The organism is Cognataquiflexum aquatile, from assembly GCF_003316845.1.
Taxonomy (GTDB): domain Bacteria; phylum Bacteroidota; class Bacteroidia; order Cytophagales; family Cyclobacteriaceae; genus Cognataquiflexum; species Cognataquiflexum aquatile.
Window position 1 is genome coordinate 45,484 of the sequence record NZ_QMIK01000003.1, and the last position, 14,298, is coordinate 59,781.

Annotated in this window: 15 protein-coding genes and 1 riboswitch; of the genes, 8 read left to right on the forward strand and 7 right to left on the reverse strand. The window is 41.7% G+C overall.

Annotation, left to right across the window (positions count from 1 at the left end):
• Positions 1–19: 19 nt before the first annotated feature.
• Positions 20–250, forward strand: a complete 231-nt coding sequence (locus tag DQW11_RS09100) for a PLDc N-terminal domain-containing protein (RefSeq protein WP_232826711.1) — start codon at positions 20–22, stop codon at positions 248–250.
• Positions 251–253: 3 nt separating this feature from the next.
• A complete protein-coding gene (locus DQW11_RS09105) occupies positions 254–430 on the forward strand; it encodes a PLDc N-terminal domain-containing protein (RefSeq protein WP_113923770.1) in 177 nt (58 codons plus the stop codon).
• A 14-nt stretch (positions 431–444) separates the two neighbouring features.
• Here the strand turns inward: DQW11_RS09105 and DQW11_RS09110 are convergent, their stop codons facing one another.
• Both DQW11_RS09110 and crcB read right to left on the reverse strand, forming a co-directional pair.
• Entirely contained in the window at positions 445–1,341 is an 897-nt protein-coding gene (locus DQW11_RS09110) for a TIGR01777 family oxidoreductase (RefSeq protein ID WP_113923771.1), read from the reverse strand.
• A gap of 208 nt (positions 1,342–1,549) precedes the next feature.
• Positions 1,550–1,915, reverse strand: a complete 366-nt coding sequence (gene crcB, locus DQW11_RS09115; RefSeq protein WP_113923772.1) for a fluoride efflux transporter CrcB — start codon at positions 1,913–1,915, stop codon at positions 1,550–1,552.
• Positions 1,916–2,094: 179 nt separating this feature from the next.
• Here crcB and DQW11_RS09120 point away from each other — a divergent pair, with 179 nt between their 5' ends.
• The 6 genes from DQW11_RS09120 to DQW11_RS09145 all read left to right on the forward strand — a co-directional run bounded on the left by DQW11_RS09120 (position 2,095) and on the right by DQW11_RS09145 (position 10,797).
• Positions 2,095–4,902, forward strand: a complete 2,808-nt coding sequence (locus DQW11_RS09120) for a M16 family metallopeptidase (protein ID WP_113923773.1) — start codon at positions 2,095–2,097, stop codon at positions 4,900–4,902.
• 48 nt (positions 4,903–4,950) lie between these two features.
• A complete protein-coding gene (gene pnuC / locus DQW11_RS09125; protein WP_113923774.1) occupies positions 4,951–5,574 on the forward strand; it encodes a nicotinamide riboside transporter PnuC in 624 nt (207 codons plus the stop codon).
• A complete protein-coding gene (locus DQW11_RS09130) occupies positions 5,567–6,088 on the forward strand; it encodes an AAA family ATPase (protein ID WP_113923775.1) in 522 nt (173 codons plus the stop codon). Before pnuC ends, DQW11_RS09130 begins: the two co-directional genes overlap by 8 nt.
• Positions 6,089–6,252: 164 nt before the next feature.
• Positions 6,253–6,771, forward strand: coding sequence for a hypothetical protein (locus tag DQW11_RS09135; RefSeq protein ID WP_113923776.1), 519 nt, complete (start codon positions 6,253–6,255; stop codon positions 6,769–6,771).
• A 141-nt stretch (positions 6,772–6,912) separates the two neighbouring features.
• On the forward strand, positions 6,913–7,977 hold the full coding sequence (locus DQW11_RS09140; protein WP_113923777.1) for a fatty acid desaturase family protein: 1,065 nt from the start codon (positions 6,913–6,915) through the stop codon (positions 7,975–7,977).
• A 151-nt stretch (positions 7,978–8,128) separates the two neighbouring features.
• Positions 8,129–8,225: riboswitch (TPP riboswitch) on the forward strand.
• 178 nt (positions 8,226–8,403) lie between these two features.
• Complete coding sequence (locus DQW11_RS09145; RefSeq protein WP_113923778.1) at positions 8,404–10,797, forward strand: TonB-dependent receptor; 2,394 nt, start codon at positions 8,404–8,406, stop codon at positions 10,795–10,797.
• Here DQW11_RS09145 and DQW11_RS09150 read toward each other — a convergent pair.
• The 5 genes from DQW11_RS09150 to DQW11_RS09170 all read right to left on the reverse strand — a co-directional run bounded on the left by DQW11_RS09150 (position 10,794) and on the right by DQW11_RS09170 (position 14,289).
• Entirely contained in the window at positions 10,794–11,618 is an 825-nt protein-coding gene (locus tag DQW11_RS09150; RefSeq protein WP_113923779.1) for a hypothetical protein, read from the reverse strand. The two genes, DQW11_RS09145 and DQW11_RS09150, sit on opposite strands and share 4 nt — an antisense overlap.
• Positions 11,619–11,848: 230 nt before the next feature.
• Positions 11,849–12,451, reverse strand: a complete 603-nt coding sequence (locus tag DQW11_RS09155; RefSeq protein ID WP_113923780.1) for a hypothetical protein — start codon at positions 12,449–12,451, stop codon at positions 11,849–11,851.
• Between the two features lie 129 nt (positions 12,452–12,580).
• A complete protein-coding gene (locus DQW11_RS09160; RefSeq protein WP_113923781.1) occupies positions 12,581–13,339 on the reverse strand; it encodes an SDR family NAD(P)-dependent oxidoreductase in 759 nt (252 codons plus the stop codon).
• Positions 13,340–13,351: 12 nt separating this feature from the next.
• The gene (locus DQW11_RS09165; RefSeq protein WP_113923782.1) at positions 13,352–13,810 is read right to left on the reverse strand and encodes an RES family NAD+ phosphorylase; all 459 of its coding nucleotides are present in this window, start codon (positions 13,808–13,810) and stop codon (positions 13,352–13,354) included.
• Positions 13,811–13,818: 8 nt separating this feature from the next.
• Positions 13,819–14,289 (reverse strand): antitoxin Xre/MbcA/ParS toxin-binding domain-containing protein, encoded by a 471-nt coding sequence (locus DQW11_RS09170; protein WP_113923783.1) that lies wholly within the window; start codon positions 14,287–14,289, stop codon positions 13,819–13,821.
• Positions 14,290–14,298: the final 9 nt, after the last annotated feature.

The window sequence follows — 14,298 nt, forward strand, 5'->3', positions numbered from 1 at the left end:
AAAATGAGGTACTATGGTGATGTTTATTTTTAATTTTCCGGCAGGTCTGATGTTGTTTGGGCTTTTGTTCTTCGCATTTTGGCTATATGCTTTGGTGGATGTGGTCAAGTCAGATTTCAAGGATCCAAATATGAAATTGATCTGGATCATTGTATTGCTTTTTGCCAATCCGATCGGGCCATTTGTTTATTTTGGCTTGGCAAAAAACCAAAAAGGAGGACGTACTCGCAGCAATTACTTTAACAGATAAAATATGTTTGGAATAGGGTTACTCGGATTGGCGATCTACATCTTCACGATTTATGATGTAGTGAGCAGTAAGTTTGGAGGCAATAACGACAAGCTTGTTTGGGTTTTGATCGTGATTTTTCTTCCATTGATTGGAACGATACTTTGGTTTTTGATGGGGAGAAAGACAGCGAGTAGGTAAGGATTCTAATTCTACTATTTTCCATATACCCCCTTCATCGCCTCATCCAATTCGGGATATTTGAATTCAAACCCTGCGGATTGGATTTTTTTGGAAGAGACTTTGTTGCCTCCCAAGACCATCAAAGCCATTTCTCCCAAGATCAACTTCAAACCAAAACCGGGAACACCAAAACCGATAAAGGGTTTGCCTGCATTCTTCGCAGCAGTTTTGGTAAGTTCCGCGTTGGTAGCGGGATTGGGTCCAACAGCGTTGTAAGTTCCTGAGACTTTTTCATTTTTGACAGCAAAAGAAAACATCCTCGCCAAGTCTTCGATTACGATCCAACTCATCCATTGCTTGCCGCTTCCGAGTGGCACGGCAACAGGAGGTTTCATCATTTCTTTGAGAGCGCCGCCGTCTTTGTCCAAGACAATGCCGATCCGTAGCAAGACTGTCCTTAAACCCAAATTTGCCATTTTCTTCACTTCATTTTCCCAAGCTACCACAACCTTTGCAAGGAAGTCAGTTCCGGGTTTTTCATTTTCAGCCACAGTTTTGTCTCCGGTATCAAAACCGTAATACCCCACCGCCGACGCAGAGATAAATGCTTCAGGTTTATTTTTCGCGTTTTTTACCGCTTCATAAAGTAGGGCAGAGGATTGGGTCCTACTTTCCAAAATGGCTTTTTTTCTTTCATCCGTCCATCTTTTTTCGGCAACGCCTTCTCCCGCAAGGTGGATAATCCCATCCGCCCATTCGATGGCAGCCTTGTCGATGGTTTTTTTATCTATGTCCCAAGCAAAAGATTTTTGGGTGTATTTCTTGGGATCCCTACTTAGCCAGGCGACAGAGAGACCTTCCGATTCCAATTGTTGGGTGATTTTTTTCCCAACCAAACCCGAACCACCTGTGATCAATATATTTTTCATGTTTCTTTTTCTCTAGGTTATAAACCAATTGGGGGGCTTTTGTTTTAATGAATATTCTATTCATTTGGAAACTTGTTGATGAGAAACCAGATTTAGATTCCGAATTTTTGGGACTAAACCAAACATCTGTCATCCGTCATCGGTCAATATTTGCACCCAATTAGATATAGACTCAGTTTTTCCTTATGAATCTTCCATCAATAAATGCTCATCTTGAAATTGCATATCCCAAAAACACAGCCAATATTCCAATAACCACACTTCCAAGAATATAAGTCAAAGCAATGAAGTAATTTCCTGCCTGAAGCAAATTCAGGTTTTCAGAAGAGAAAGTTGAAAATGTCGTAAATCCACCACAAAAACCGGTGATCAACAGCAAAGACCAATCATTTGGAATATGCTCATTTTTGGTAAAATAACCCATCAAAAGACCGATCAGAAGGCAACCAATGATGTTTGCAGAAAAAGTAGCGAGGGGAATTTCTTCAGAAAATCTCGCGGTCCATATTTTGATCAGGTAACGGAATATACTCCCGACACCGCCGCCGATGCCTACCAAAATGATTTGTTTCATGAACTCAAATTTGTGTGAATGTTGATTTTTAAGAATGTAAAAACCTGTATGGAATTAAAATTAGAGAAATTAAATTGAACAAAACCTAAAAATGGCACTGTCCTTCCTAGGTTCATGAAACATTTTCCCGAAATTTTGACTTGATTTATAGTCCAATATCCAAAAATCCAACATCAAAGATGAAGTTCAAAAAAATATGTCAGGTACTCTTATTCATTTTTTTACCCTTTTTCTCGCTTTTTGCTCAGAGCAACTTTGACCAAAAAGTACCGCTCGATCCAAGGGTGAAGGTGGGAAAACTAGAAAACGGCCTGACTTACTACATCCAACAAAACCCAAAGCCTGAAAACAAAGTGGAGCTTCGGCTTGCAATCAATGCAGGCTCTATCCTGGAAGATGATGACCAATTAGGCTTGGCGCATTTTACGGAGCATATGGCCTTCAATGGAACCAAGAACTTTGAGAAAAATGAATTGATCTCCTATCTCCAATCTATCGGGATATCTTTTGGGGGAGACCTGAATGCCTACACAGGATTTGATGAGACGGTATATATCCTGCCTATTCCTTCTGATGATGAAGAAAAGCTGAGGAATGGGTTTTTGGTTTTGAGTGATTGGGCAGGGGGAATTCTGATGAATGAGGAGGATATCGACAGCGAACGAAGCATCATCGTCGAGGAGTGGCGCACGGGTCAGGGGTATACCCAAAGGATGCGCGACCAATATTTTCCGGTCATTTTCCACAACAGCCGCTATGCGGAAAGACTACCGATCGGGAAAATGGATATCATCGAAAACTTCGAATATGAAACCATCAGAAGGTTTTACAGAGATTGGTATCGGCCGGACAACATGGCGGTGGTGGCAGTCGGAGATGTGGCACCGGAAAAATTGGAAGCTTTGATTCTGGAATATTTTGGAAAACTTGAAAACCCTGCCGATCCTAAAGAAAGAAAGCTTTTTGAAGTTCCCGAGCACAAGGAGACCTTCGTCAGTATCGTCACAGACAAGGAAGCTCCGGGAATCCAAATCCAACTTTTTTATAAGCATAAAGCTCTTCCAACCCAAACCAGAGCAGATTACCGCAACTTTTTGTTACGTACATTTTATGGAGGAATGCTGACCCAAAGATTGGATGAAATCAGGCAAAAGCCGGATGCGCCTTTCATTTTTGCCGGAACAGGTTATGGAAATTTTGTCCGTGACCTTGACTATTTCTCTGCTTCGGGCGTGGTCGCCACGGGAAAAATCGAAGCAGGCATCCAATCCCTGATTGTGGAAAATGAGAAGGTGGCACAGTTTGGATTTACCCAAGCCGAACTCGATCGGGTGAAGCGCGCTGTGCTCAACAATGCCGAGAGGACTTTCAAAGAAATGGACAAAGCAGAATCCAGATCCATCGTCAACCGCTATGTCAACCATTTTCTTGAGGGAGGTTTTGCAGATGGGGAAGCTTGGAAATATGAGTTTTATAAAGAGATTATCCCAAATATCACGCTGGAAGAAATCAATGCCCTCGCCAAGCAATTGGTCAGAGACGAAAACCGTGTAATCGTCATCACTGCACCGGATACAGAAAAGGAAAACCTGCCGTCAGAGGAAGCTGTTTTGGCACTTTTCGATGCCGTGGACCAAATGAAGATTGAACCCTACCAAGAGAAATTATTGGCTGATAAGCTTATCCAAAACCTGCCTCAGCCAGGGAAAATCATAGAAAGCAAACATGTAGCCTCCATCGACATCCATGAAATCCTGCTTTCCAATGGCGTAAAGGTTTTTGTCAAATCCACCGACTTTAAGAATGACGAAATCCTGTTTTCAGCTACAGGAAAAGGGGGCGTTTCCTTGTATGGAGAAGAAGACCACTACACGGCCAACTATGCCGGAGTATTGATCAATGTGATGGGAATCGGTGATTTTTCACCTTCGGATCTTAGAAAAGTTTTGGCAGGAAAAACCGTTTCCGTGACCCCAAATATTGGTTTGTATTCTCAGAATATAGCCGGTTCATTTTCGCCCAAAGAATTGGAAACGACTATGCAGTTGATCCACTTGAATTTTACCGCACCTCGAAAAGACCAAGAACTCTTTGATGTCTATATCGCCAACCAAAAGACCCAATTGGCAAGTGCGCAGGCCAATCCGGATTACCAGTTTTCAAAGCAGGTAAGCAAAATTTTGGCAAACGGACATCCTCGGGCAGCCGGGATTTTTGATCCGGAGGATTTGGATAAAATTGACTTGGACAGGGGTTTGGAAATGTATGCCGAGAGGTTTTCAAATGCTGCAAATTTTGAGTTTTTCTTCACTGGCAATATTGCCTTGGAGACTTTCAAACCAATGTTGGAACAATATATCGGCAGCCTTCCTTCCGACCCTGATTCCCTTGATACATTTAGGGATTTGGGTATCCGCACCCCAAAAGGCAGGTCTGAAAGCATTCATGTCGGCACTGATGATAAGTCTCAGGTCATCATGCTTTTCACCGGAGAGACAGAATATGACCGAAAGAAAGCTGCAGATATGATTTACCTGGGAGAAATCCTGACCATCAAGCTGATCGAATCCCTTCGGGAACAAATCGGCGGAGTATATGGGGTAGGTGCCAATGGAAGCATGGGAATCTTTCCGGTGGGGAATTTCTCTTTTTCGATCGGTTTTCCCTGCAGTCCTGATATGGTAGACAACCTCATCGAAGCAGCTTGGTCAGAAGTCAGAAAGATCCAGGAAAACGGTCCGACAGACGAAGACCTGAACAAAGTCAAGGAGAAAAGAAGGATATCTTTGGAAGAAAACCTCAAGCGAAATAATTATTGGCTTGGACAGCTTTCTGCGGTGAGGACGTACAATTTATCTTGGGAAGCCCTGTTGGACGGCCAAAAAGCCATCGAATCCATGACCAAAGAAAGAATCCAAAAAGCAGCACAGGAGTTTTTGACAAAAGAAAACCTGTTGGAGATCAAGAAATTTCCTGCAGTGAAATAAACTACTTGGTCTCATGGCTGATTATCTTTTTATACCTTAATTCGCTTTATGGATTTACAATGGATTTGGGAAGGAATGAAGGCGGGAGTCGCGCAGATGACCTGGCTGGAGGCATTTGCAGTGTTTTTTGGGATTGCGAGTGTCTATTATTCCATCAAAAAAAACATCCTTGTTTTCCCCACTGGGATGGTCAGCACCATCATCTACGTCTATATCTGTCTGAAGTATAAGCTATATGCAGATATGGGCATTAATGCCTACTACTTTGCCATGTCGATTTACGGCTGGTATCTCTGGAGCAGACCAACCGACGGAAAAGAACAATTACCGGTCACATGGCTGGACAGAAATGGCATCATCCACTCCGTATCGCTATTTTTTGGATCTTTTGCGGTATTGTATCTGGTATTGGAAAATCTCACGGATAGCGATGTGCCGGCATGGGATTCTTTTACGACTGCTTCAGCCTTTGTCGGTATGTGGCTGATGGCCAAAAAGAAAGTGGAAAACTGGATTGCTTGGATCGTTACAGATATTGTTTCAGTGCCTTTGTATTTTTACAAAGGACTGATGTTGACTTCTTTTCAGTTTTTGTTTTTCACAGTTTTAGCTGTCCTCGGTTTGATTGCCTGGATCAAAACTGCCAAAGTAGAAAAGGAGGCATATGCTTAAAAAAGTGGTCATCATCGGCCCGGAATCCACAGGAAAAAGCACCTTGGCAGAAAATCTTTCAGGTTATTTTGGCTGCCTTTGGGTTCCCGAATTTGCGAGGGAATACCTTGACAACCTGGACCGACCCTATTCCTATGATGACCTGACAGAAATTGCAAAAGGACAGATTGGTCTCGAAGATGAATTTGGCTTGAAATCCAAAGATCTCTTGGTATGTGATACCGACCTAAATGTGATCAAAGTTTGGAGTAATCATAAATACGGAAGAGTTCATCCATGGATTGAGGATCAGATCAAATCCCGCAAATACGATTTATACCTATTGACGGACATCGATATTCCTTGGAAGGATGACCCGCAACGGGAGCATCCTGATCCTACTATGAGAAAATATTTCTTTGACCTTTACCAAAAAATCCTTCTTGAATCCGGGGTTCCTTTTGCTTTCGTATCCGGAAATCAGGAAGAAAGGAAGCAACTTTCTATAGATTTTATCCACGAAAAATTGATTTGAGTCAGAATCAAAAATTGGGGATTAGTCAAAATTTTTTCAAAGGATGATTTTTGTCAGGATAATATTGTAATTTATGGAATAGTTTTGAAGACTCTAAGCATGATAAAGCCTATTGGAACCGGCCGTAACCGGGTTTTTCATTAATACCTTTAAATAAACCCAAAATGAAAAAAACCATCATTCTGATCTTTGCCTTGGGATTGATTTTTTCTACCCAGGCTTTTTCCCAAGACAAACCCAATCCTACCGAGCCTTCAAGATTGGCAGGGTACTTTAGTGTACTTAATCCCTTGGTCAAATTCAGTGGAGGGGAGACCACCAATAATTTCAGTGATGGCTATGTGATAGGATTTCCGTCAGGATTTGTACTGATGGGAAAAAGCAATAAAGCGGGATTTATCTTTGAATTGGTTCCTTTGATCCAGTTCAGTGAAGGATCAAGTAGAATGGCAAATCTGGTTTTCAATCCCGGTGTTCAGTTTCATTATCCAAATGGATGGAACTTCAACGCCTTATTGTCGTTTGAATCTTCAGGAAGGTATGGCTTTACACCCGTAATCAGCAAAACCATCAAAACAGGCCAGTTTAGCAGTTGGTTTGTAACAGTTCCGATGCCGGTGAGATTTGGCAATGATGATCCCAGTTCACTCGAATTTGCCCTACAATTGGGAGTTGCATTTTAAAAAATGTTAAAATTGCATTTCAACCGACCATTCGTCACTCTAATTGAAAAAGCTACATTAAATTAACCTACCTTTGCAAATAACTTGCAGATATTCACCCAGTTCGTTCCAAGAATCAATACAATACATCAATAAAATAACATGCGTCCCCCTCGATTTAGCACAGCAACTTCCTTTCATGCCGATCTGAAGACCAGAATCAAAAATTACTTTACAGAAAAAAATTTAGAACCAACCGGCAACGGTTCACTCTACTTCAAGGCCATCTTATTTGTGGTGTTGTTCGTCGCTGTTTATGTCCATCTTGTTTTCTTTACCCCATTTTGGGCCATAGCACTTCTTGAAGCAATCTTGCTTGGCGGTTTGGCCTCCGCCATAGGATTCAACGTGATGCATGATGGCGCACATGGAAGCTTCAGCAAAAAAGAATGGGTTAATGAACTCGCAGGAGTCACCATCAATTTTCTCGGAGCAAATGTTTTCATGTGGAAGACAAAACACAACGTCGCCCACCACTCCTTCACCAATGTGGCAGACCACGATGATGACATGAATGCTAGACCTTTCCTGAGGCTAAACCCATCCCAAAAACACTTCAAAATTCACAAATACCAGCATCATTACTTCTTGTTTGTATATGCATTGCTATACCTGTATTGGGTATTTGTTACAGATTATAAAAAATATGTCCAGAAAAGAGTCGGTTCCGTTCCAATCCAAAAAATGGGATGGAAAGACCATCTTTCCTTTTGGGGATTCAAAGTCACCAACCTGATTCTGTTCGTTGCTTTGCCGATATATACAGTAGGTTTTATGCCTTGGTTGGTTGGTTTCCTTGTTTTTGGTGTTTCGACCGGCGTTTTCCTAAGCGTAGTATTCCAATTGGCGCATTCCTTGGAAGAGACAGAATTTCCCTTGCCGACAGAGGCGAATAAACTTGAAGATGAGTGGGCTGTCCATCAGTTGAGGACTACTGCCAACTTTGCTACAAATAATAAAATCCTTTCTTGGCTTGTCGGTGGTTTAAATTTCCAGGTAGAACACCATCTTTTCCCAAACATCTCCCACGTGCATTATCCTGCCATCAGCAAAATCATCAAGGAGACTTGCCAGGAATACAATATTCCTTACCTAGAGCATCCAAAGATGAGATTGGCTTTCTCCTCACACGTGAATCATTTGAAACACTTAGGAAATAGCTATTAAGAATATCAAGTTTTTCTTTTGAGAAGTATAAATCAAGCCATGGAGCAAATCCATGGCTTTTTTCATTTCATGAAATTGTAAGGAAGTAAAAACCCAAGAGGTTCCTTTCGGATTTTTTTTGCATCTGATGCATTTCCGATTACATTTGCGTAAAGATCATTAGGGGTGCCTTAACAAATCGGGCTGAGATCATACCCACAATACCTGATCCGGGTAGTGCCGGCGAAGGGAAATGAGTAACTCAAATTAAATTATTGACCATAGGGGACCAAAGTCCGGAAAAGGTTAATTCCTTTCCAAGAATGCATGCAATACACTATGTCAATTTTTTTGTTTGGGTAAAAGGGTAAACACAAAACAGAAAATCTCCCCTGGTTTTCTGATGTTTAACCAAATGTTGCTCAGGCAATATGTATTAAATTATCCATGAAAAAATCAGTTTTTATGCTGGCCATTTGGCTGGTATCATTGTCTGCCTTTGCGCAGTCTAGCCTCCGGGGAGTAGTCAAAAGCACTTCCGGAGAAGGATTATTGGGGGCCAATGTGGTCCTCTTGGGAACAGGAAGAGGATCCAATTCCGACCTCAACGGAAATTTTGAAATCAGAAATATTCCTGATGGAAAATATACGCTGAGAATTTCCTACCTAGGTTTTGAATCATTTTCACAGGAAATCCAACTTCCAAATCCTACAGAACTCCAGGTAGTCCTTTCACCAAGTAGCTTGCTCACCGAGGAATTTATCGTGTATGCAACCCGTGCCTCCGAGAGGACTCCCACTACCTTCAAGATGGTGGATAGAAGCGACATAGCCAAACTCAATTTGGGTCAGGACATCCCTGTTTTGCTAAACTTCACTCCTTCGGTAGTCAGCTTTTCGGATGCAGGAGCTGGAGTAGGCTATACCGGATTGAGGATCAGAGGCTCGGACCAGACCAGGATCAACGTTACCATCAACGGTATCCCTTTGAATGACGCCGAATCCCATGGTGTATTTTGGGTCAACAAACCGGATTTTGCTTCATCTGTAGAGAATATCCAGATCCAACGCGGTGTCGGAACATCCACCAACGGAGCGGCTACTTTTGGAGCAAGTATGAATATCCAAACAGACAGTCATGAGAAAGAAGCTTACGGGGAGGTGGACAATTCTTTTGGTTCATTCAATACCCGGAGGCATATGGTCAAAGTCGGTAGTGGTTTGATCAATAACAGATGGGGATTTGATGCGAGGTTGTCTCAGATAAGCTCTGACGGATTTATCGACAGGGCTTTTTCTGATTTGAAATCCTATTTTCTTACAGGTGGGTATTATGGAGAAAACCATGTTGTCAAGCTGAATATCATTTCGGGCAAAGAGCAAACCTATCAAGCTTGGGAGGGCGTCCCGGAATCACTGTTACAAACCAACCGGACTTTCAATCCATATACTTACGACAACCAGACCGACAATTACCAACAGGATCATTACCAGCTGATTTATACCGGTACTTTGGGGAGAAATTGGAAAGCAAATGCCGGACTGCATTACACTTACGGCCGCGGTTTTTATGAGCAGTTCAGGGAAAATGACAGACTATCCAATTATGGTTTGGATCCAATTGTTATTGGGGACGAAACTATTTCAAGAACAGATATCATCCGAAGAAGGTGGTTGGACAATGACTTTTTTGGTGGGGTCTTTTCTTTCAATTATGTCACCGATGATGATAAATGGAATGTAATTTTCGGAGGTGGTGCCAACCGGTATGACGGAGACCATTTCGGGGAAATCATCTGGATGGGAACTGCGGGACCCACGCAGATTCGAGACAGATACTATGACAATACCGCTGTCAAAGACGATGTCAACCTCTATGCAAAAGCTACCCTGGAAGCCTCAAAGGGCCTGTTTCTTTTTGCAGACATGCAATTCCGGGGAATAGATTACTCTTTTGTCGGCGTCAATGATGACAGGAGAGATATTGAGGGAGACTATCAGTTCAGGTTCTTCAATCCCAAATTGGGATTGTCCTATGAAACCGGAAACGGTGAAACCTGGTATGCATCCTATGCTGTTGCCAACCGTGAGCCTGTCAGAAATGACTTTACCGACAGTCAGGAAGGTCGGGCTCCCAAACCTGAAAACCTCCAAAACATAGAAGCAGGGATCCGCACCCAAAAGGGAAACCTGAGCTATAATGCCAACTTCTTTTACATGAGATACAAAGACCAACTGGTCTTGACCGGGCAACTCAATGATGTCGGTGCTTATATCCGTGAAAATGTGGCAAATTCTTTCCGCACAGGAATTGAGTTGGATGCTGCCTATAGGTTATCGCCAAAGTGGACCATAGCCGGCAACCTGACTTTGAGCAGAAACAAAATCGAGGAGTTTACAGAATACATAGACGATTATTCAGTGGAGGATTTCAGACAGGAAGTGATTGTCCACACCAATACTGATATTGCTTTTTCTCCCAATATCATCAGTGCAGCCATCATAGATTTCAGGCCTTTCAAAAACTTTGAGGTAAGCTTGCTTAGCAAGTATGTCGGAAATCAATTTCTCGATAATACCCAAAATGAAGACAGGATGCTGAATGCATTTATGACCAATGACCTCAGATTCAATTATGCATTGAGACCAAGGTTTGTCAAAAACCTTGAATTTACGCTTTTGGTGAACAATATTTTTAACCGGATGTATGAACCAAACGGCTATACATTCAGCTATTTCCTACCACTTGAAGGAACGACAGGAAGGGAATTGGTTACTGAAAATTTCTTCTATCCCCAAGCCGGCACCAATTTTCTTGCAGGGGTTAAAGTGAGATTTTAATCAACAGTTTCCCCGTGGATATTTAATTGATATTCGTGCATTAATGCCGCAAAACTTGACCCTATGACAAAATTCGTTGTAGGGTCATTTTTTTTGGAAAACCAAGCCACAAACTTAAAGGGGCCAACTTGGACTGCGCCGACAGGACTCCCGTTTTCAATGAATTCAAAACCTTTTAGCCATATTTGCGACCCCACCATCAAATCGATAGCACTCTTTTTTCCAGGATTCTGATAATGATAAACAGGATAGATATCAATTTTCCTTTGTCCATCCGTCAGCCAACCTACAAGTGCGGTTTGGCCTCCATGCCGGCTTCCAAATTTCTCACTCACCGCAAAATTCCATGTAGAATCTGCCAAGTTTGTTTCGATGATTCCAAACAAGTTGTCAGAGTTTTCTAGTATTTCTTGATATCCACCTAAGTTCAAGGTGGAATTTTCCCCATATATGGTTAAACCTTTTTTATTTATACCCTCATAATTCGTGTTTCTGTTTAGATAAACAATAGCAGTATCTCCCTTATCAGAAACAAATTCAAAGGATAATTTCTTTTCTGAAGAGGCGGTTTCGTAAGCGCTGAACAGACCCGAACTGGATTTACCTTTTATCCATCCTCCTTTGGCGCTTGTTACGCGATAAGAATTGAAATGATATTTTACTATTCTACCTCCTCCCTTGGTAACTACATCAAATTTTTCACCGTTTTGATGAAGTTCTTCCGACACTGCCATCAATTTTTGGCCAGATGCTAGCGAGGATTCAAAAAACAAAAGAACAATAGTAAAACATGTCAGGAATAATTTGAATGATAATTTCATGGCTTGTGGGATTTGAGGAAAAGAACGTTTTAACTTCTGGTGCATCGTTAAAATAAAAATTTATAGCCGTTTAATCAGTCAATAAATTTAGCCAAAAGAGACTTTTTATATTCTTGATTTGGACCAAAATATTGGCATCTATTAAGATGATTGAAAATTATTTTTGGCAAAAAATACTAATGACTGGTTTTTCCCTCTGCAAAAATGTCATTTCAATGTTTTTAAGGCCTTTAGTCCTTGCTAGAAAAATTGATAAGCTTTTGATAATCTTCGATAGTCACCATCACCGCGTTTCTCTCCTTTTCATCCTCCCATAAAGGAATCCAGCTCTCTTTTACCAAAATTTCAAAAATGGCATTTTCTAGAAGTAAAGGAGTAATTTTTTGGGCAAATTCAAAATGCGCAAATTTATCTCCTCCTTCGAATGTAATTTCCCCTTCCTGATTTTTTTCCGGAATAGACCATTTCACATTGAATGGAAGTTCTTCGAAGTTTGGCTCCAAAAAAATGTAAGCTTCGTCGCTGAGTTGATTGAGGATGATTGAAAATACTAGCGTTGGCCTATTGGTATCTTTGGACCGCTTACCATGTCGGTAGACAGTCATTTTTGCATCTCTCCGAATTTCGATATCGTAATAAGCCGACCGTACATTCTTGAAATATATCCTTTCTGGATCGGTCATTCTCATTGGACTGGGTTCTTTCCCTGAGTTGTTGGCTTTTTTCTCATTGAAAAATGACATCACCAAAACAAAAACCAATGACCCTATTCCGAAGATTTTCAATAATCGAATCAGTTCCGGTGATAGGGTGTCTTTGTTATTTTTTGCCATAGCAAAGTAATTGAGGACCTAAATTTTCAGAGAAATCCGAAAACCATTAAGCCAATAATAAAATCCTTAAAAGAATTGGTAAAGAAGATTATATCTACTTTATATCAATTTATATCTACCATATATCATTTAATGCACATAGGAACCGGCATTGATATCAATCGTACACCCTGTGGCATGGTCCGCAAGACCTGAACATAATAAAGTCACCATCGGGGCAATATCCTTTGGTTCGGTAAGTTGATTTAGTGCAATGTCGTTCAATGCAAAGCCCTCACCATATTGAGATAGGATTTCATTTGCCATATCTGTTCTGGTAAATCCCGGAGCGATGAGGAAGGCTTTGATTCCTTCTTTTCCATAATACCTGGCGATCGATCTGGTATAACTCACGATAGCGGCCTTGGATGCAGCATAAGCCAGATAATCAGGCGTATCTCCTCTAAATGCCGCACGGGAAGAAATGTTTACAATCCTCCCGTTTTTATTTTGACGGGCATGCTCGATAAATTCCTTGCTGATAATGGCCAGGGCATGGATATTGACATCCATGGTTTTATGCCAGACATCCATCCATTCTGCGGTGGGAGCATTGTCTGGAATTCCAATGGCGATACCGGCATTGTTCACCACAGCATCGATTTTTCCAAATGTTTTGATGAGTCCTGGGATCCACCCTTTGACAGATTCTAGGTCAGATAAGTCACAGGTTACAAGGTGGGAAGGGTTTGGTAAAGAATCCTGAAGTTTTTTTGCTTCAGTGATATTCTTGTTGAAATGAAGCAAAACCTCGGCCCCCGATTTTGAAAGTTGGGAGGCAATGGCTGCGCCTATTCCACGGGAAGCTCCTGTGACAAGGATTCGATGGTTACTTAGGTCTATGTTCATAAGGATTTAATTCTAATTATTGATTTCAAAATTTACGGTTTCCTGGGATACCAATTTGACGGTTTGAGTAAAATCAGGATGCAAAGGATTGATCAAGAGGTTATGTTCATTGGGGAAAGAACTTGCAGGTATCCTTCCGGAAGGGATCTGTAAGGCAACCGAAGCCATCTGCCTCGCCCAGTAATTTCCCAATTGCTGTGTGCTGACCGGATGTGGACGCCTTCTCCAATCTGAAGGCCAGTCAGAAGGTTCCAAATAAGGGATTTCCCCTGAGATATCCATGGTAACCATGGACCATGATGCTCGGCTTACAGTGGGACCTTTGATGCTGAGCAATTCCAAAAAGTTAAGGGAAATTTGATTGCAGGCATAAATCATAGGCGTGCCATAAGGATTCCATCTACCTGCCCCCAAGCCAAAACCCAAGGGACTTCTTCCGGGCAGATTTTCTATAAGTCGGTAATATTTCAAAATGGAGATTACATAAAATTACCCCAAGACATAGCCTCCAATGCCTCCTCTACCAGTTCCAAACCATAAGGATCCCGCATCATATCAGCAGGAATCCGGTCTCCCAATGAAACATTGGAAGTGTGGAGCCATTCAGAAAACAATGCCTCAGATCCAAAAATCCGGATTCCATTAAATACTATCTTATCCATATCCATGATACTTTTGGTCAGCAATCGGGTCAGTATTTTGTCTTCTTTTTTCCAACGGGACAGTGTGCTTGGATCCACTTCCATCAGCTCTGACACATCATGCTGACTGTAACCCAAATAGTCAAACAATGGCTTGGTATCTGCAAAAGACATCGAGACCTCCATATAAGCACTTGGCTCTGCAACCTTATCACTTGGCGCTTTGAAAAAGTATTGGGAAGCAAATAAATCCGGCACATCGGATGTATCCCGATAACCTGAGAGTGTATAAGTGTAACTGATGGTCATAGCTGATCC

Coding starts and splice junctions, on each gene's coding strand:
- pnuC (WP_113923774.1), top strand. CDS start 4,951: ATGGATTTACAATGGATTTGGGAAGGAATGAAGGCGGGAGTCGCGCAG.
- DQW11_RS09140 (WP_113923777.1), top strand. CDS start 6,913: ATGCGTCCCCCTCGATTTAGCACAGCAACTTCCTTTCATGCCGATCTG.
- DQW11_RS09110 (WP_113923771.1), bottom strand. CDS start 1,341: ATGAAAAATATATTGATCACAGGTGGTTCGGGTTTGGTTGGGAAAAAA.
- DQW11_RS09135 (WP_113923776.1), top strand. CDS start 6,253: ATGAAAAAAACCATCATTCTGATCTTTGCCTTGGGATTGATTTTTTCT.
- DQW11_RS09150 (WP_113923779.1), bottom strand. CDS start 11,618: ATGAAATTATCATTCAAATTATTCCTGACATGTTTTACTATTGTTCTT.
- DQW11_RS09170 (WP_113923783.1), bottom strand. CDS start 14,289: ATGACCATCAGTTACACTTATACACTCTCAGGTTATCGGGATACATCC.
- DQW11_RS09160 (WP_113923781.1), bottom strand. CDS start 13,339: ATGAACATAGACCTAAGTAACCATCGAATCCTTGTCACAGGAGCTTCC.
- DQW11_RS09105 (WP_113923770.1), top strand. CDS start 254: ATGTTTGGAATAGGGTTACTCGGATTGGCGATCTACATCTTCACGATT.
- DQW11_RS09100 (WP_232826711.1), top strand. CDS start 20: ATGTTTATTTTTAATTTTCCGGCAGGTCTGATGTTGTTTGGGCTTTTG.
- DQW11_RS09120 (WP_113923773.1), top strand. CDS start 2,095: ATGAAGTTCAAAAAAATATGTCAGGTACTCTTATTCATTTTTTTACCC.
- crcB (WP_113923772.1), bottom strand. CDS start 1,915: ATGAAACAAATCATTTTGGTAGGCATCGGCGGCGGTGTCGGGAGTATA.
- DQW11_RS09155 (WP_113923780.1), bottom strand. CDS start 12,451: ATGGCAAAAAATAACAAAGACACCCTATCACCGGAACTGATTCGATTA.
- DQW11_RS09145 (WP_113923778.1), top strand. CDS start 8,404: ATGAAAAAATCAGTTTTTATGCTGGCCATTTGGCTGGTATCATTGTCT.
- DQW11_RS09130 (WP_113923775.1), top strand. CDS start 5,567: ATGCTTAAAAAAGTGGTCATCATCGGCCCGGAATCCACAGGAAAAAGC.